This is a genomic window from Haladaptatus caseinilyticus (assembly GCF_026248685.1).
GTDB lineage: Archaea > Halobacteriota > Halobacteria > Halobacteriales > Haladaptataceae > Haladaptatus > Haladaptatus caseinilyticus.
The window spans coordinates 650,091-667,486 of sequence record NZ_CP111036.1; the positions used below are offsets into that span (position 1 = coordinate 650,091).

Genomic DNA, 17,396 nt, shown 5'->3' on the forward strand with positions numbered 1-17,396 from the left:
TTATTTCGATCCGACGCGCCGAGTGACGACGACGGTTACCGCCACCGTTCCGGCCGAGAAACGGACAACACGTTGAAATTTCGTTACCGGGAAGGGGGGCTTTAAGCCGCCCTGTCACCACCGCACACGCATGCAGGTGGCTATACTCGCACACGAGAAGTTCCCCGGCCGTGCAAAGACGGCGGTCGGAATCCTGCGCTACGCCGACTACGAGGTCGAAGCGATTCTCGACCGTGACCGATCCGGCGAGCGCGTGAGTGATTACTTGTCGGACGTACAAGACGCACCGATCGTCTCCGAAATGGACGACGTTCCGGACGTAGACGCGCTGGTTATCGGGATTGCCCCGATCGGAGGTGGCTTCGATGAATCGTGGCGCTCGGACGTTCGAACCGCGCTCGAACGCGGCTGTGACGTGATTTCCGGACTCCACTACTTTCTCGAAGACGACGACGAATTCACCCGCCTCGCGGAGGAAAACGACTGTGATATCTGGGACGTGCGAAAACCCCACGACGACCTCACTGTCAGCCACGGCGTGGCAACGGACGTGGACGCCGAAATCGTGCTCACCGTCGGCACCGATTGTTCGGTCGGGAAGATGACCGCAACGCTGGAACTGCTCGAAGCAGCCAAAGAGCAGGGCGCAAGCGCCGGGTTCATTCCGACCGGCCAGACGGGAATCATGATAGACGGTTGGGGGAACCCCATCGACCGCGTGGTGAGCGATTTCACGGCCGGAGCGGTCGAAGAGATGATTCTAGAGCGTGGCGACGACTACGACTACCTCTTCGTCGAGGGACAGGGAAGCATCGTCCATCCAGCTTACTCCGCCGTGACCTGTGGCATTCTGCACGGGTCGATGGCCGACAAACTCGTCCTCTGTCACGAGGCAGGAAAGGAAGCGATCCACGGGTACGAATCGTTCTCGCTCCCGTCCATCGAGGAGTACGTCTCGCTCTACGAGAACCTCGCCCGACCGGTTCACGAGGCCGAAATCGTCGCCGGGGCGATCAACACATCGGGAATCGAGGGGGACGGATCGGCCCGAGGAGCGGTCGAATCGTACGAATCCGAACTCGGCGCACCCGCAACCGACCCGGTTCGATTCGACGCAGACGAGGTTTTGGAGGCGATTCTATGAGCCTCTCGACCGACTACGAGCGACTCTCGCTCCCACTCGAACACGCCTTTACGATCTCCCGAAGCACGCAGACGACCGCCGAAAACGTCATCGTCCGAATCGAGGACGACGAAGGGAACGTCGGTATCGGTGGGGCCGCACCGTCCGAACATTACGGGGAGACGGCGGACACGGTGGAAGCGGTCATGCCGAACCTTCTGAGCGTCGTCGAGGCAGTGGACGATCCTCACGTACTCGCCAAAATCGAGCGCGAGATGCGAGAAACGGTGAACCGAAACCCGTCCGCGCGTTGTGCCGTGAGCATTGCCCTCCACGACCTCGTGGCGAAACGCGCCGACCTGCCACTCTATCGCTATTGGGGACTCGACCCCGAAGACACGCTCGAAACGTCGTTCACCATCGGGATCGATACGACGGACGTAATGCGCGAAAAAACTGCGGAAGCGGTCGAAGCCGGATACGAAACGCTGAAAGTGAAAGTCGGCACCGACCGCGATGGGGAAATCGTCGGGGCGATTCGTGACGAAGCCCCCGACGCGACGATTCGCGTGGATGCGAACCAGGCGTGGAGCCCCCGCGAAGCGGTGCGGAAAATCGAGGAGCTCGTGACGTACGATGTGGAGTTCGTCGAACAGCCCGTCCCCGCCGAGAATCCCGAAGGGATGCGATTCGTTCGAGAACGCTCCGCGCTGCCCATTGCGGCGGACGAATCCTGTGTGACGCTCGAAGACATCCCGCAGATCGCCGGAAAAGCGGATATCGCAAACCTGAAGCTGATGAAATGTGGCGGCCTCCGTGAAGCGATGCGGATGATTCACACCGCGAAAGCCCACGGGATGGAAGTCATGCTCGGGTGTATGATAGAGAGCAACGCGAGCATCGCCGCCGCGTGCCATCTCGCCCCCTTACTCGATTACGCCGATCTGGACGGTTCGCTCCTGCTCGCCGAGGACGAGTACGAGGGTGTCCCGATGCCGAACGGAGTCATCGATCTCGAAACCGGACGGTCAGGAACCGGCGTGCGAAAATAGATACGACGTTAGAGTTTTCCAACGCGTTCGGCCTGAAACCCGAGGATGTCCTCGTAACCATCGGTAGACATCAGTATCGGATAGAACGGTCGCTCGGCACGGAGCACTTCGCCATCCCGCCTGGCGAAGGTTTCGCCCGTCTCGACGCGGACGAAGTTCTCTCCGATGAATTCGTATCCCGATCCCTCTACCACGTCAAAAATCCGGTAGAGTTCGGGATCTCCCTCCTCCGAAAGCGTATCGAGTGCGCCCATCACGCCGAGGAAGTTTCGGAGGACTCGTTCGGCGTTTCGTTCCGCCCGTCGTGTTCCGCGAAATCCACACTCGACTGCGACCCCGTTTGACTGGTCGATAAGGCCGCCCGCGATGTAGCTGACATCCACCACGCGGGCGGCGCCCGTCGCCCGCGCGAGTCGTTTCGTTCTCTCGTTCAGCCGTGAGACCAGCGCAAAGGGTTCCGGATGGGACCGCGTCGAATGGAGGTCGAGCACGTCACAGCCGTGCACCTGCGAAAGCAGTTCCGCCGCGAGTCGGGATTCGTGTGTGCTTCCGTCCGGGTCGCCCGGAAACGACCGGTTCAAATCCTCGTCGATAGAGCGGACGTGTTCCTTTACTGCCTCCTCATTTGCGATGATGAACCGAACAGGTCGTTCGAAAGCGGGGTTTTCGGCCAGCACGCGCTCGATAGCCGTCTTTCCGCAGGGTTCGTTCCCGTGGAGACACGCGACGACGGCGAGTTCCGGTGTCCCATCACCGACGGTCTCGACACGCATTGACAACTGTTGTCACGCAGGGGTAGTATTTGAGACTGTGGATTTCCGCGTGCAGGGGTAGCCGGACGCGAGAAACTCACTTTTTTGCGTGCTCCGAGTCGTGGATTCGCAAGCGAAGTTCCCTATCCGTAATTTCCACGATCGCCCTCTCGGGAAGCGGGTAGATGTCCTTGGCCTCGTCTTTCCAACCGAGAAGCATCTTGTATTCGTTCAGAAGGCTCGGATGTGGATCGACGTACGCGATTCCGTTTTCGACATCCGTGACGACGCCGACCTTCTGGTCGTCCACGTTGAACACTGGTTTGCCCTCGTCGTCTTCGATTGGCGTTTGTCGCATGGGCCCCATACGACTCAGTTGGTTATCAGGTTATCCGCCGAAACGGATGTGTGGTGGCCAGGGTTTTGGGATGACGTTCGTCGATATCAGAACCTCGCGCGGAAGCTAACCGACGGATGTTCCGTGATGAACAGCTCTGACCAGTCGGCACACGTACAAAGGACCGTACGTGCGAACTGTATGATACAATCTCGACCTGTCGAAACGCGCCAGAACGATCGTCGTCAAATCGGACCTCGGAGCGAGGAACTCCGCGAGAAAGTTCGCGATTCAAACGACCACCAAACCCCGTCATCGCTTCCGTCTCAACACACTTATCTTGCACCTGTCCCGTATCTGCGCCCATGAGCGAAATCGTCGTCACGCTCCCGGATGGTTCCGAACTCCAGATGGAGGACGGATCAACCGTGGAAGACGTGGCCTACGAAATCGGCCCGGGACTCGGCAAGGACACGGTCGCAGGTGTCGTGGACGGTGAACTCGTCGACAAGGCGACACCACTCTCCGAGGACTGCCGACTCGTCATCGTCACCGACCAGAGTGACGAATACGTGGACGTCCTCCGTCACTCCGCGGCCCACGTGTTCGCACAGGCCCTCCAGCGAGTTCACCCCGAAGCGAAACTCGCCATCGGTCCATGGACCGACGAAGGGTTCTACTACGACATCGCCGGGGTCGAACTCGACAGCGACGATCTGGCCGAAATCGAAGACGTTGCGCACGATATCATCGAGGAGGACCTCGACATCGAGCGCGTCGAGAAGTCGCGCGAGGAAGCGTTCGACCTCTACGAGGACAACCCGTACAAGCAAGACGTGCTCGACACCGAGGCGGCGGACGAGGACCCACTCTCGTTCTACGAACAGGGCGAGTTCGTCGACCTCTGTAAGGGCCCCCACGTCGAATCGACCGGCGAAATCGGCGGCTTCAAAATCATCGAAACCTCGGCGGCCTACTGGCGCGGCGACGAGGAAAACGACACGCTGACCCGCGTCTACGGAACCGCCTTCGCCAGCGAGGGCGAACTCCACGATTATCTGGAGCGCATGGAGGAAGCGGAAGAGCGCGACCACCGCAAACTGGGGAGCGAGATGGGCCTGTTCTCCATCGACGAGACGACCGGTCCGGGGCTACCACTGTATCACCCCAACGGAAAAACCATCCTGCGTGAACTCTCCGACTTCGCGGGCGAACTCAATCGCGAGGCGGGCTACGACGAAGTCGAGACCCCCCACCTGTTCCGTACCGAACTATGGAAGAAATCGGGCCACTACGACAACTACGTGGACGACATGTTCCTCCTCGACGTGAACGACGAGGAGTACGGCCTGAAGCCGATGAACTGCCCCGGCCACGCGACCATCTTCGACCAAGATTCGTGGAGCTACCGCGACCTTCCGGTTCGGTACTTCGAGAACGGGAAAGTCTACCGTAAGGAACAGCGCGGCGAACTCTCCGGCTTGTCGCGCGTCTGGTCGTTCACCATCGACGACGGCCACCTGTTCGTCCGGCCGGACCAGATCGAACGCGAGATTCGGCAGGTCATGGACCTCATCTTCGAAGTCATCGAGACGTTCGATTTGGACGTGGAAGTCGCGCTCGCGACCCGTCCCGAAAAATCCGTCGGCAGCGACGAACTGTGGGAGCACGCGGAATCGCAACTCGAATCCGTCCTCGAATCCTCCTCGATGGACTACGACATCGAACCGGGCGACGGCGCGTTCTACGGCCCGAAAATCGACTTCGGATTCGAGGACGCCCTCGGGCGCGTTTGGGACGGCCCGACGGTGCAACTCGACTTCAACATGCCCGAGCGCTTCGACCTGGAATACGTCACCGAGGACAACGAGCGCGAGCGCCCGGTGATGATTCACCGCGCCCTGTACGGAAGCTACGAGCGCTTCTTTATGGTGCTCATCGAGCACTTCAACGGGAAGTTCCCGCTCTGGCTCTCGCCCGAACAGGTTCGCATCCTTCCGGTCAGCGACGACAACCTCGGCTACGCCCACCGAATCAAAAACGAACTCGGCGACTTCCGCGTCGAAGTCGAAGACCGCTCGTGGACGGTCGGGCGCAAGATTCAGCAGGCCCACGACGACCGCGTGCCCTACATGATCGTCGTCGGTGGCGACGAGGAAGAGGCGGGTACGATTTCGGTTCGTGACCGAAAAGAGCGCGAGGAGAAGGACATCTCGCTCGAATCGTTCCGCGAACACTTGGAATCCGAGCGCGACGAGAAGCGCACGGAACCGGACTTCCTCGACTGAACACTCGATTTATCAACCCGTCGAAGCCATCGGAAATCCATCCGTTTTTCCGTTCCGTTCTCTCAATCCAACTCGTCGCTCCGCTTCGTCTCCCGCAGAATGAACGGACCGATGGAGAGCGTCCGCTTTGCGACCGTCGCGATTCGGAGGATGTAGGAAAGCAGGATGACGAACGGAACAACCGCAATCGTACACGCCAAACTCACTACCAGTACGTCGTTGCTGATGCCGAGCGTGTAGCCCGGAACCGCCTTCGCGTCGAAGTAGATAATCATCGAAATGGTGACGACGAGCGCGGGAACCGCGGTGTACAGCATCGCCCGCGAGAGGTTGACGAGTTCCCACTGGAAGTACAGCGTTTTGAAATGTTCCCGCGATGGGCCGAAGAACTCCAGCGATTCGATGATGTCGTCGAACGCTTCGTCAACTTCGTCGGTGAGCGCGTCCGCGTGTTCGTTGCGAATCTTGCGGGCGAGGAAGATCTTCCACGAGTAGTTGAAGTTGAGGATGGCCGAAAGCAAGTCGAACGTCCCGAACTGCGACTCTTCGAGCGTCTCGCTCACTTCGTTCGCATTTCCGCTCAATCCATCGACGTAGCTTCGAATCTCGTCCTTGAGGTCCTCGTCGCGACTCTCCTCGACCGCGTCCGCGAGCGCCTCGGCACGGTCTTCGGTTTCGTTCATCAACGCTTGCATGAACGAGGCCGGTTCCGGCGGGGCGGTCGGAACGTCGAGCAACTCCTCGACGTCCTGTCGAAACTCCATCGCACCTCTCATTCGATTTCGCTGGTCGCCGACCGGTCCGAGTTCCTGTGACAGCACGAGTTGGTTCAGCGTCACGACGAGCGTCACGCCGGTGATAATCGCGCCGATGAATCCCTGAAAGACGGTGTCAACGGCGTCATCGCTCGGGCCGATGTACTGCTGGAGCGGCGACGGATCGAGGATACCGAGAATCAGCAGGGAGAGAAAGAAGGCGAGCAAAACACCACCGGCGACGGCCCACCGGTTGGCTTCCATCAAAATCCACAGTTTCGTCCGACTCTCGTCGATTCGTTCCCGCATCGTATCGCCGGGTTGGGAACTCCCACCTGAATCGCTCATAGTAGCCGAAAGGGAGAGCGGCTTCAAATAGGCTGTTGCCGGAGTGAGTTACGAGTTGTTCTCTTCGGTAGCCTGTTCGGTTTCAGCGTCCGACTCGGCTTCGGCCTCGTCCGCCGCGACTTCTGCTTCGAGGTCGGCGAGGTCGATTTCCTCCTCACTGGAGTCGGACTCTGTTTCGGCTTCCGGTTCGGATTCGTCCTCGATACCCATCTCGGCTTTCAACGTGTCGAGTTCGGAATCGACTTCGCCGCCGGTTCGCATCTCCTCGAGTTCGCGGTCGAGTTGGTCCTTGTCCGAGAGCGCGTCGTCGAACGCACCCGTGTCGTGGAGTTCGTCCATCGCTTCCGCGCGCGCTTCCATCTCCTCGGTGCGCTGTTCGGCGTTCTCGATGGAGCGAGAGACATCCTCCATCTCGTCGCCGACGCCCGTCATGGCTTCTGAAACACGACTGTTGGCTTCGGCGGCCTCGTAGCGGGCTTTCATGCTCTCCTTTTTCGTTCGGAACTCCTCGATACGGTTCTGAAGCGTGTCCTTCTTCTCGATGAGGTTGTCCTGCGTGTTCTGGAGTTGCGCGATTTGACCCTCCAAATCCTCCATCTGGTTCATCTTCTGTTTTTTCTTCTCCAACGCGCGTCGAGCCAGATCCTCGCGGCCCTGCTTGACGGCTTCCCGCGCCTGCCCGTTGTGCTTCTCGACGTTCTCCTCGAGGTTGCGCTTCTGGATTTCGAGGCGTTTTTTCTGGGTGGTCAGGTCGGCGATCCCCTTTTTCACGTCCTGCAGTTCGTCGCGCATCTGCTCGTAGGAGTAATCGAGCGTCTCGGTCGGGTCTTCGGCCCTGTTGAGGACGGCGTTTATCTTCGAGCGGATGACGTACGACATGCGTGAAAGTACTCCCATACTCCTACATTCAGAACCCGACCCTTAAAATCCTCACCAAGCTAACACGCCGTCATGCAGTCGAACAAAGTCGTCGTCCCCGGCACACGGGACGTTCGCGCCACGCTGGACGCTCCAGCGGGAAAAACGAACAGGATTGTAGTGGCCTGTCCGCCACATCCCCAGTTCAACGGCAACCGAAACGACAACCGACTCGTCGCCCTCGGCGAGCACCTCACCGACCACGGCATCGCCTGCTTGCGATTCGATTATGGCGACTGGGACGAGGGCTACGGCGAGCGCGAGGACGCCCGGAACGCCCTTCGCTGGGCGAAAAAGCGATACGATTCGGTCGGTATCTTCGGCTTCAGTTTCGGTGGCGGCGTTGCGGCGCTTGCTGGGGCGGACGAGGGCGCGGACGTAATCGGGATACTCGCACCCGCCTCACGACTGACGGACGATTTGGACGCAGTCGCGGTTCTGGAGACGATCGGCGTTCCGTTCAAAGTTCTTTACGCCACGCGCGACGACACCGCGAACTGGAAACCGCTGGTGGAGCGCGCGGAGGAATTGGGATTCGAGACGGAGGCGTTCAGTGCCGACCACTTCTTCGTCGGGCAGGAGCAGAAGGTCGCTCGGCGATTGGGCGATTTCTTCGTCGAACGGCTTTGATTCGGGAACGAGGATTCGTTCGGCGGATTTACGATGGGTACGGGATTTCCCCCGCTCGTTGAAAAGAAGCAGTGCAAGTGGTACGGGAGACGGATAACGCCAGTGAGACGTGGCTACTTCTCCACGTTCTAGTCACTCCCGAAACCGAACTCTACCACAGCCAACCTATGCCACCCTCTGCCGAACCGACTTCCCTCCGAAATGGTTTTGAGCAACCGTTGCAGAAAGTCAGTATGCCGACTGACCCCGAGACAGGCTACGACCCCGAGATGGGGAAGAAGTTCATTTTCGTCACAGGGGGCGTCATGTCCGGACTTGGCAAAGGTATTACCGCCGCGAGCACTGGCCGACTGCTCGCGAACGCCGGGTTCGACGTGACCGCCGTGAAAATCGACCCGTATCTGAACGTGGACGCGGGGACGATGAATCCCTACCAGCATGGTGAAGTGTACGTACTGAAGGACGGTGGCGAGGTTGACCTCGATCTGGGCAACTACGAGCGATTCCTCGACATCGACATGACGTTCGACCACAACGTCACCACCGGAAAAGCGTACCAACACGTCATCGAGAAGGAGCGTGCGGGCGACTACCTCGGAAAGACCGTCCAGATCATCCCGCACATCACGGACGAGATCAAGCGGCGAATTCGTGAGGCTGCAGAAGGCCACGACGTGTGTATCGTCGAGGTCGGTGGCACGGTGGGCGACATCGAGAGCATGCCGTTCCTCGAAGCGCTGCGCCAGTTCGCCACGGAGCAGGACGAGAACGATTTCCTGCTGACTCACGTCACGCTCGTCCCGTACTCGAAAAACGGCGAGCAGAAGACGAAACCGACCCAACACAGCGTGAAGGAACTGCGAAGCATCGGCCTGCAACCCGACGTACTGGTCGGCCGGTGTGACGACGGGTTGGACCCCGAAACGAAGGAGAAAATCGCGCTGTTCTGCGACGTGCCGACGGATGCCGTCTTCTCGAATCCCGACGTGGAGGACATCTACCACGTTCCGCTGGTCGTCGAGGAAGAAGGTTTGGACGAGTACGTCATGCAGGAACTCGACCTCACGGACCGAGCGGTTTCCAGCGAGGAACGAAGTACGGCGTGGCGCGAACTCGTCACGCAGGAAACCGAAGGCGAAGTCGATATCGCGCTCGTCGGGAAGTACGCGCTCGAAGACGCCTACATGTCCATCCACGAGGCGCTGAAACACGCCGGACTCGAAAAGAACGTGGACGTAAACGTCCTCTGGGTGGACTCCGACGAGATGGACGACGACCACGAAGAGCGATTGAAAGAGGCCGACGGAATCGTCGTTCCCGGTGGGTTCGGCAGTCGCGGCACGGAGGGAAAAATCGAAGCGATTCGCTACGCCCGCGAGAACGACGTTCCGTTCCTCGGCCTCTGTCTGGGCTTCCAGATGGCCGTCGTGGAGTACGCCCGAAACGTCCTCGGATTGGACGGGGCGAACTCCGCGGAAATCGACGGCGACTCACCACACCCCGTCATCGACATTCTGCCGGAACAGTACGAAATCGAGGACATGGGCGGAACGATGCGCCTCGGCGCACACGAGACGGACATCGAGGCGAACACCCTCGCCCACGAGGTGTACGGCGCGACGAGTTGTACGGAGCGCCACCGCCATCGCTACGAGGTAAACCCCGAGTATTTCGACGATTTCGACGGTGAGGATCTCGTCTTCTCCGGACGTGCGGGCAACCGGATGGAAATCCTCGAACTGGACGACCACCCGTACTTCTTCGGGACGCAGTTCCACCCCGAGTTCCGGTCTCGACCTGACAGGGCGAGTCCGCCGTTCGTCGGCCTGCTCGATGCAGTACTCGACATCCAACGACGAGAGGAGGTCGAAGCCTAATGGTCGAAACAGGCACATTCATCGAGGAAGCGGTGGAAGAGATTCGAGAGACGGTTGGCGACTCGCACGCCATCATCGCGCTGTCAGGCGGTGTCGATTCTTCCGTCGCGGCCGCGCTCGCGTACAAAGCCATCGGTGACCAACTCACGCCCGTCTACGTCGATACCGGACTGATGCGGAAGGGCGAAACCGAGCAGATTCGAAAGACGTTCTCCTACATGAGTTCGTTGGAGGTCGTAGAGGCCGAAGACCGCTTTTTCGATGCACTATCGGGCGTCATCGACCCCGAGGAAAAGCGTGCCGTCATCGGCGAGCAGTTCATCCGCGAGTTCGAACGCGAGGCGAAGGAGACGGACGCGGAGTATCTCGTGCAGGGGACGATTTACCCCGACCGAATCGAGAGCGAAGGCGGCATCAAATCACATCACAACGTCGGCGGCCTGCCGGATGTCGTGGACTTCGACGGCATCGTCGAACCCGTCCGCGACCTGTACAAGGACGAGGTGCGCGACGTTGCGCGCACCCTCGGACTGGAGGACATCGTCGCGGAACGCATGCCGTTCCCCGGCCCCGGCCTCGCGGTTCGTGTCATCGGTGAGGTCACCCGTGAGAAGGCCCAAGTCGCCCGCGAGGCGTGCCACGTGGTCGAAGAGGAACTCGAGGAGTACGACCCATGGCAGGCGTTCGCCGCCGTCGTCGGCAAGGGTACCGGCGTGAAAGGCGACAACCGCGTGCACGGTTGGATCGTCGCCGTCCGGTCGGTCGAATCCCGCGACGGCATGACCGCCAGGGCACAGGAACTCGACTGGGAGACGCTTCAGCGGATCCAGTCGCGTATCACGGGACAGAACGAAAACGTCGCCCGCGTCGTCTACGACGTGACACATAAACCTCCGGCGACCATCGAGTACGAGTGATGCGCGCAGTCATTGCAGGACCAGATGGAGACGGACTCGGCACTGCACTGGAATCAGAAAACGTCGAGACGACTATCGTGGACGGAATCGCGTCCCGCCCCGCGCTGGAGGATGCGGGGATCCACGACGCGGACCTGTTCGTTCTCACGGATGTCGGACAGGCCACGTCGATCGCGGTGGCGAAGGACGTGAATCCCGGAATCCGCGCCGTCGTGTACGACGAGAACACCATTCCGGAGTTCGCTCGGGGGCAGGCTGACCTCATCGTTGACCCGAACCTGCTGACCGCGGACACGGTTGCCGAAGAGTTGACGGCGTAAGTCGGGGTAAATCCGACGAAATGCTAGCAGTCGAAGCGATCGAAACCTGCGGGATCGGCCGGAAAAAGAAAGCGCAAATCATTCGCCCGTGAATCGATCGGTATGACCTACGAGATACGTGACGAACTGCCGACGGTCGAAGAATTCGTCGCACTTCGCGAAGCCGCGGGGATGGCATCTCGAAGCGTGGAGGCAGTCGAGCGAGGATTGCCGAACACGGTTTTCGGCGTGACAGTTGTCGACGACGATGGCGAAGTCGTCGGTATGGCCCGTATTATTGGAGATAGCGGGTCGGTGTACCATTTCTGCGATATGGCAGTTCATCCCGACCACCAGCGACAGGGACTCGGTTCGCGGATGATGGAACGACTAATGAGATACGTGGAGGAGAACGCGCCAGAAGGCGCGTACGTCAACCTCATGGCGGACGTGGAGGGGTTTTACGAGCAGTTCGGCTTCGAGTACACTGCCCCCGCTTCGCGCGGGATGTATTTGCGGATGTAAGTACGAGTATGAATCCGGGGAGGAGTTTCCCGTTCGAATCGACTGTAGCAGTGGGCACGAAGTTATTCACATCGAGCACGTACTTCCCTCGTGTTACGGCTGGCAATCGGGGGGATTCGGGACCGCAACGACCTGACGCTGCTCGCGACGGTGCTCGTCTGGGGAGTCAACTTCGCAGTGCTGAAAGTAGCGCTCGCCGACCTCAATCCGTTCGTCGTCAACTCGCTTCGATTTACCGTCTCGGCACTCGTCCTCGGCGGAGTATATCTCGCCGGACAGCGGGGTAGCAACCTGCAAAACAGTTTGCTCCAACCGGTTCGGGCGGGAGGATGGCAGGTCGTCGCACTTGGCGTCCTCGGCTACTGGTGTTTTCCGGTCGCGTTCATCGTTGGAATGGATGCAACGACGGCAGGAAATGCCGCCCTCATCATGGCGAGCGCGCCGCTCTGGACGGCGATGGTGAGTCAATTCATCGGACTCGAACGGCTCGGTGGCCTGGCGTGGCTCGGTCTTCTCGTCGCAGTCGTCGGAACCGCGGTAGTGGTATTCGGTGGTGGCGGCGTTGCGCTCGGGGGGAGCACGATGGTCGGGAACGCAATCGTCCTCCTCGCGGCGATCCTGTGGGGTGTGTACACCGCGCTCAATCGCCCCGTTCTCGACCGAGTGTCGCCACTGGCTCTCACGTTCTTCGGGTTGCTCGTCGCACTTCCGTTTCTCCATCTGCTCGCCGTGCCGTACTACGGAAGCGTCGAGTGGGGCTCCATCACACTCCCCGTATGGGGAGCCGTCGTCTTCACCGGCGCACTCGGAACAGGACTGGCGATCGTTTGGTGGAACTCGTCGGTACAGGCGGTCGGCCCGTCCACGACGGGAGTGTACGGAAACGTCGTTCCCATCGTCGCGCTCGCGAGTGGTCTGGTATTCCTGAATGAACCTATCGGGGCAGTACAGCTGCTCGGGACGGTGTTGATTATCGGCGGTGTACTCGTCGTTCGTCGGGCAAAACCCGTGATGGCGGAAGAGTACGACGAGTGCAGATCGTGTTGATGCAACCATCCGAATCCCCTTCCGAATCGGTCGTAGCCGCGACAGGGTCGGCATTGCGAGAGCGGCCGATTCGTGTTACAGTGTTTCGACCAGCTCCCCCAGTCGTTCACTCCCGTTCCTGATGAACGGGACGCCGTGGCCCATCGCGGCGACTTCGAAATCGGGTGTGCGTTCCGCGAGTGAAACGACACTATCGCGCACGGCGTCGGTGTCGTAGCTAATAATCCACGAAGAGGCTTTCAGTTCGCCGTGGGATTCCTGTACGAGGTCACCGAGGAAGGCGACATCGAGGGCATCGCTAACGTAGACGATGTGACCGGGAGAGTGTCCCGGGGTGGCGTAGGCAGTAAAGCTCCCGATTTCGTCGTCGTCCTCGACGGGACGGAGTTCGTTTTTCGGAGCGGGAACTAGTGACCCCGCAACGCGCTGGAGTGCACCCTTGTGGTTTCGCCAATCGGGGGTTTCGGTTCCCGAGAGAACTGGCGCGTCTGCTTTGCCGACGAAGACGGGCGCATCGATCGGAAGCCGGGAAAGCGCGCCGACGTGATCGAAATCGTAGTGCGTGACCAACACGCGGTCGATATCGTTGATGCTGTACCCAGCGTCGCTAACGCCGCGTGCGATGTCACCGCTGTGGAACGGCGTTCCGGCGTCGATAAGCGTCAATTCGCCGTCGTCGTCCGCGAGGTAGGCGTTCACGCTCCCGAGTTCGAACCACCAGAGACCGTCCGCGAGTTCGGTCGCCATGGTGGTGGTACGACGGTGACCCACTTGAGCGTGGGCGGCCGATCGCGAGCGGATGAGAACGAACGGGCAGTTTTTGGTCGTGGGACACCGAACGGTTGGTATGGGGACGTCACTGCCGACCGAGCCGTCCGATGTGGACAGAAAGCGCGCCGCGAAAGCCATCCTTCCCTTTCTCGCCCTTGGACTGCTCGACGTCGCACTCATTCTCGGCTGGGGAATGGACCCGCTTTGGGGGTTCGCCATCCTGCCGCCCATCCTCTTCATCAGCGTTATCGGGTGGATTGGGTTCAAATCGGGATTCATCACCGACCACGCGGACTATCGGGAGGACGTCGAGGAGTCGGATAGTTCCGACGACGTAGACCAAGCGGATTAAGGACCGAGGGGCCGTTTTTCCGGTATGCGCGACCGTTATGCAGAACTCGACCTCGATCCCGATGACGAAGAAGTCCAAACCGCCGAACTGGTCGTTACAGACGACGTACTCGTGAAGGCGTTCGCCCTCGGCCCCGGAGCGGAACTCTCGCCACACGAGCACGGCGACAGCACGAACGTCTTTCACGTTCTTGAGGGCGACGTAACCGTGATTCAGGGCGATTCCGAGGAAGTCGTTTCTGCCCCCGGCGTCATCCTCCACGAACGAGGGGTCGTGCACGGGGCACGGAACGAAACGGACGAGACGGTGGTTTTCACGGCCAGTCTCTGCCCGCTTCCGTAGACGGCGAGAACGGAATAGCGGATTACGTGACGGACAGTGGTCGAACGACAGTTTCGATCGACGGCAATGCAAGGACGAAAAGCGAGATGGGACGATGGTGACCGCTATAAGGGTGGCTCGCGCTCGTGAGTCGCGACCGAAGGCAACCGCTGCCATCGGTTCCGCGGTTCCGAAAACCCATTCCCCGACTGACACGCTCACGATCCGGAACTCCCCGATCGTACGTTCTTCCGACTTTTTCCGAAACCACACACTCGTGTAACCGCTTTCGGAACGTCTTTGAAACCGGACTACATCTCCGGGGGCATGAACCGAATCATCGGAGAGCGGAAACTGGCCGAAACGCCCTTTTCCGCCGAAGACGCCCGTGAGACCTTCAGACAGATGGTTCTCGCCCGGCGATTCGACGAGCGCGCAATCGCGCTTCAACGACGGGGATGGATGAGCAGCTGGCCGCCGTATCGCGGACAGGAAGGCTCACAGGTCGGTGCCGCGCTGGCGATGGAAGACGACGACTGGCTCTTTCCGACCTATCGCTCGAACGCGATGCAGGTCGCACGTGGCGTCCCGATAAGCGACGTGCTCCTGTTCCGCCTCGGACGGCCGGAATACAACTCCGAACACGACGTGCCGAACTTCCCACAGGCGGTCCCGATCGCCACCCAGATACCCCACGCGGCGGGTGTTGGCATGGGAATGAACTACCGTGGCGACGAGGACGCCGTCCTCTGTTACTTCGGTGACGGTGCGACGAGCGAGGGCGACTTTCACGAAGGGCTGAACTTCGCAGGCGTCTTCGACGCTCCCGTCGTCTTCTTCTGTGAAAACAACAACTGGGCTATCAGCCTGCCACGACACAAACAGACCGCGAGCGATAGCATGGCCGTGAAGGCCGAAGCGTACGGCTTCGAAGGTGTACAAGTCGATGGTAACGACCCGCTCGCAGTGCGCGAAACGGTCACCGAGGCGCTCGACTCCGCACGAAAGGGAGAGCCCGTGTTGGTCGAGAGTCTAACTTACCGACAGGGTGCGCACACCACGAGCGATGACCCGAGCAAGTACGAAGACCAGGAGCGCGACCTGCCCGAATGGCGAACCGCGGACCCCCTCGAACGATACGAAACGTGGCTCCGTGAGCAGAACGTCATCGACGATGAGTTCATCGAACAGGTCCACGACGAGGCCGATGAAACGTTAGCAAAAGCGGTTGAGGTGGCCGAATCCGTCGAAGACCCCGACCCTCACGACGTGTTCGACCGAGTATATGCAGACGTACCGCCGCGACTACGCAAACAGAAAGGATGGTTGGATTCGTTCCTCGAAACGAACGACGTGTACGAACTCGACCACTAGCGAGGGTCGTCATCGTCGAGGTGTTCCGTTTAATCGATCGCAATGTACGTTTTCGTGTCTACGACGCCGTCGAGTCCCTGAATGTCGGACGACGACGTTTGAAGCACGTTGTAGACCTCGTCCGTATCGACTTCGACGACGATATCGTAATCCCCGGCGACGATGTGTGCTTCGCCGACGGTTTCGAGACCTCGAACCGAATCGAGCAGGCCCTGTGACTTTCCTGCGGCCGTGTTGACCATGATAAATGCGTGAACCATGGTGTGTGATACTCTACCACGCGAGAAAAACCTTTGCCCAGTTCGGACACGACGTTGACATCGAAGGACGAGGTGTCCGTTGATCGTCCGATACCCGTCGAAATTACTCTACGAAGCTCCGGTCCATTTCTTCGTACACGAAGGTCAGCTTCCCGGGATTTTCGCGCGCAGTTTCCTCCCGAAGGATTTCGAACGCTTCGAGCATTTCGTTCGGCATTTCGATTTTTCCCTCGATACTCATCGACTCTTCACGTAACGAGTCGTAAACACGCTCCATGAGTAAATTGACCGCGTGTGCATCCGACTTCGAGTGTATTTCGAAGGTCGCTTCGTGACGTTCCATGCCATGAGTTGGCGCCACAGTAACAAGTCTTCCTCGCAGGCGATGAGGCCCGGATACTGGTCACTCGAGCAGCGTCTTCTCCCTCTCTACCGGATGATATAACCGAAATTAGGCACGACTGACACCGGAGAAAGGTTATTTAACCCCACTGTCGTACAGTGTTCCATGCGATTCGTTATCATTGGTGCAGGTCGAGTTGGCCTGCGAACCGCCCGCGTCCTCCGGGAAGAAGGCCACGATGTCGTACTCGTGGAGTACGATTCGAACAAGGCAAAGCGTGCGCGTACCGATGGCTTCGAAGTTATCGAAGGCGATGGCTCGCGCGAATCCGTGCTCAAACAGGCAGATTTAGACGCAGCGGACGCTGTCGGCGGGTTGACGGGTGACTTGAACGTCAATTTCGCGGCTTGTATGGTCGGGAAACATCACGACTGCCGGACCGTTCTTCGTATCGACGAAGATTACCGGGAAGATATCTACCGAAAGTTCGCCAGCGACGTAGACGAGGTCGTCTACCCCGAGCGACTCGGCGCGATTGGAGCGAAAAACGCCCTACTCGGCGGCAACATTCGCGCCATCGCCGATATCGCGCAGAATTTGCAGGTCGTAGAACTCACCATCACCGAGGAGTCCCCGATGCGTGGCTACTCGATCAGCGAGTTGGAACTGCCCGCCAATTCGCGTATTCTCGCGTTCGGCAAGCGCGGCGAGGCGATGGGTATCCCGCTTCCTGATGACTCGCTCGAACTGGGGGACAGAATCGCCGTCCTCGCCGATTTCGCCGTGTTAGCGGACGTTCGGAGGATCCTCGTCGGGGACAACAGTCGAGCAACCGCGGAAGCAGGAGGTATCTGAAATGGTCGCCGCATACATCATGGTCAAAGCAAACACGGGAGAAGCGGACCGGTTGAAAAACACGATCCTCGACATCGAGGGAGTACAGGACGCCCACATCGTTGCCGGTGACGTCGACCTCATCGTGAAAGTACAGGTCGAAAACCCCGCCGAGGTCAAAACGATTTCAGCCGACGGAATTCAAGGGATTCAGGGCGTCGAAGATACGCAAACCTATATTTCGATGGATTGATCGGGGACGGACAGCCGAGC

21 protein-coding genes are annotated in these 17,396 nt (G+C 59.7%); 14 read left to right on the forward strand and 7 right to left on the reverse strand.

All coding sequences use genetic code 11. The annotated features are described in order from the left end of the window. The first annotated feature begins 130 nt into the window (after positions 1-130). Both OOF89_RS03685 and OOF89_RS03690 read left to right on the forward strand, forming a co-directional pair. Complete coding sequence (locus OOF89_RS03685) at positions 131-1,144, forward strand: DUF1611 domain-containing protein (protein ID WP_266078559.1); 1,014 nt, start codon at positions 131-133, stop codon at positions 1,142-1,144. Next, positions 1,141-2,175, forward strand: a complete 1,035-nt coding sequence (locus OOF89_RS03690) for a dipeptide epimerase (protein WP_266078561.1) — start codon at positions 1,141-1,143, stop codon at positions 2,173-2,175. Before OOF89_RS03685 ends, OOF89_RS03690 begins: the two co-directional genes overlap by 4 nt. An 8-nt stretch (positions 2,176-2,183) precedes the next feature. On the opposite strand, the gene OOF89_RS03695 is transcribed toward OOF89_RS03690, so the two are convergent. Together OOF89_RS03695 and OOF89_RS03700 are read right to left on the reverse strand one after the other, a co-directional pair. Beyond that, a complete protein-coding gene (locus tag OOF89_RS03695; protein ID WP_266078563.1) occupies positions 2,184-2,948 on the reverse strand; it encodes a M14 family metallopeptidase in 765 nt (254 codons plus the stop codon). A gap of 76 nt (positions 2,949-3,024) precedes the next feature. Beyond that, positions 3,025-3,285: a PRC-barrel domain containing protein gene (locus OOF89_RS03700; RefSeq protein WP_266078568.1), complete on the reverse strand. Its 261-nt coding sequence runs from the start codon at positions 3,283-3,285 to the stop codon at positions 3,025-3,027. A 344-nt stretch (positions 3,286-3,629) separates the two neighbouring features. On the opposite strand from OOF89_RS03700, the gene thrS reads away from it, so the two are divergent. Next, a complete protein-coding gene (gene thrS, locus OOF89_RS03705) occupies positions 3,630-5,552 on the forward strand; it encodes a threonine--tRNA ligase (RefSeq protein ID WP_266078570.1) in 1,923 nt (640 codons plus the stop codon). Between the two features lie 62 nt (positions 5,553-5,614). Here thrS and OOF89_RS03710 read toward each other — a convergent pair whose 3' ends face one another. Together OOF89_RS03710 and OOF89_RS03715 are read right to left on the reverse strand one after the other, a co-directional pair. Beyond that, entirely contained in the window at positions 5,615-6,655 is a 1,041-nt protein-coding gene (locus tag OOF89_RS03710; RefSeq protein WP_266078571.1) for a hypothetical protein, read from the reverse strand. A 48-nt stretch (positions 6,656-6,703) separates the two neighbouring features. Further along, positions 6,704-7,552, reverse strand: a complete 849-nt coding sequence (locus OOF89_RS03715; protein WP_266078572.1) for a PspA/IM30 family protein — start codon at positions 7,550-7,552, stop codon at positions 6,704-6,706. Positions 7,553-7,606: 54 nt separating this feature from the next. On the opposite strand from OOF89_RS03715, the gene OOF89_RS03720 reads away from it, so the two are divergent. The 6 genes from OOF89_RS03720 (at position 7,607) to OOF89_RS03745 (ending at position 12,868) form a co-directional block, all read left to right on the forward strand. After that, positions 7,607-8,203: an alpha/beta hydrolase gene (locus OOF89_RS03720; protein WP_266078573.1), complete on the forward strand. Its 597-nt coding sequence runs from the start codon at positions 7,607-7,609 to the stop codon at positions 8,201-8,203. 233 nt (positions 8,204-8,436) lie between these two features. After that, positions 8,437-10,080, forward strand: coding sequence for a CTP synthase (locus OOF89_RS03725; protein ID WP_266078575.1), 1,644 nt, complete (start codon positions 8,437-8,439; stop codon positions 10,078-10,080). Continuing rightward, on the forward strand, positions 10,080-10,997 hold the full coding sequence (guaA, locus tag OOF89_RS03730; RefSeq protein ID WP_266078577.1) for a glutamine-hydrolyzing GMP synthase: 918 nt from the start codon (positions 10,080-10,082) through the stop codon (positions 10,995-10,997). Before OOF89_RS03725 ends, guaA begins: the two co-directional genes overlap by 1 nt. Next, on the forward strand, positions 10,997-11,317 hold the full coding sequence (locus OOF89_RS03735; RefSeq protein WP_266078579.1) for a DUF7126 family protein: 321 nt from the start codon (positions 10,997-10,999) through the stop codon (positions 11,315-11,317). Before guaA ends, OOF89_RS03735 begins: the two co-directional genes overlap by 1 nt. Before the next feature lie 102 nt (positions 11,318-11,419). Continuing rightward, complete coding sequence (locus OOF89_RS03740; protein ID WP_266078581.1) at positions 11,420-11,821, forward strand: GNAT family N-acetyltransferase; 402 nt, start codon at positions 11,420-11,422, stop codon at positions 11,819-11,821. A gap of 90 nt (positions 11,822-11,911) precedes the next feature. Beyond that, on the forward strand, positions 11,912-12,868 hold the full coding sequence (locus OOF89_RS03745; RefSeq protein WP_266078583.1) for a DMT family transporter: 957 nt from the start codon (positions 11,912-11,914) through the stop codon (positions 12,866-12,868). A gap of 75 nt (positions 12,869-12,943) precedes the next feature. On the opposite strand, the gene OOF89_RS03750 is transcribed toward OOF89_RS03745, so the two are convergent. Then, positions 12,944-13,615 carry an MBL fold metallo-hydrolase gene (locus OOF89_RS03750; protein ID WP_266078585.1) on the reverse strand — a complete coding sequence of 224 codons (672 nt, stop codon included), beginning with the start codon at positions 13,613-13,615 and terminating at the stop codon, positions 12,944-12,946. Positions 13,616-13,715: 100 nt separating this feature from the next. On the opposite strand from OOF89_RS03750, the gene OOF89_RS03755 reads away from it, so the two are divergent. The 3 genes from OOF89_RS03755 to OOF89_RS03765 all read left to right on the forward strand — a co-directional run bounded on the left by OOF89_RS03755 (position 13,716) and on the right by OOF89_RS03765 (position 15,686). Continuing rightward, entirely contained in the window at positions 13,716-13,991 is a 276-nt protein-coding gene (locus OOF89_RS03755) for a hypothetical protein (protein ID WP_266078587.1), read from the forward strand. A gap of 24 nt (positions 13,992-14,015) precedes the next feature. Continuing rightward, positions 14,016-14,333, forward strand: a complete 318-nt coding sequence (locus OOF89_RS03760) for a cupin domain-containing protein (protein ID WP_266078589.1) — start codon at positions 14,016-14,018, stop codon at positions 14,331-14,333. Between the two features lie 306 nt (positions 14,334-14,639). After that, the gene (locus tag OOF89_RS03765) at positions 14,640-15,686 is read left to right on the forward strand and encodes a thiamine pyrophosphate-dependent dehydrogenase E1 component subunit alpha (RefSeq protein WP_266078591.1); all 1,047 of its coding nucleotides are present in this window, start codon (positions 14,640-14,642) and stop codon (positions 15,684-15,686) included. A 29-nt stretch (positions 15,687-15,715) separates the two neighbouring features. Here OOF89_RS03765 and OOF89_RS03770 read toward each other — a convergent pair whose 3' ends face one another. Together OOF89_RS03770 and OOF89_RS03775 are read right to left on the reverse strand one after the other, a co-directional pair. Beyond that, complete coding sequence (locus OOF89_RS03770; protein ID WP_266078593.1) at positions 15,716-15,946, reverse strand: Lrp/AsnC ligand binding domain-containing protein; 231 nt, start codon at positions 15,944-15,946, stop codon at positions 15,716-15,718. Positions 15,947-16,049: 103 nt separating this feature from the next. After that, complete coding sequence (locus OOF89_RS03775) at positions 16,050-16,307, reverse strand: hypothetical protein (RefSeq protein ID WP_266078595.1); 258 nt, start codon at positions 16,305-16,307, stop codon at positions 16,050-16,052. Positions 16,308-16,454: 147 nt separating this feature from the next. Here OOF89_RS03775 and OOF89_RS03780 point away from each other — a divergent pair, with 147 nt between their 5' ends. Together OOF89_RS03780 and OOF89_RS03785 are read left to right on the forward strand one after the other, a co-directional pair. Beyond that, the gene (locus tag OOF89_RS03780; protein ID WP_266078597.1) at positions 16,455-17,144 is read left to right on the forward strand and encodes a potassium channel family protein; all 690 of its coding nucleotides are present in this window, start codon (positions 16,455-16,457) and stop codon (positions 17,142-17,144) included. Position 17,145: 1 nt separating this feature from the next. Next, positions 17,146-17,376, forward strand: coding sequence for an Lrp/AsnC family transcriptional regulator (locus tag OOF89_RS03785; RefSeq protein ID WP_266078599.1), 231 nt, complete (start codon positions 17,146-17,148; stop codon positions 17,374-17,376). The last annotated feature ends 20 nt before the right edge of the window (positions 17,377-17,396 follow it).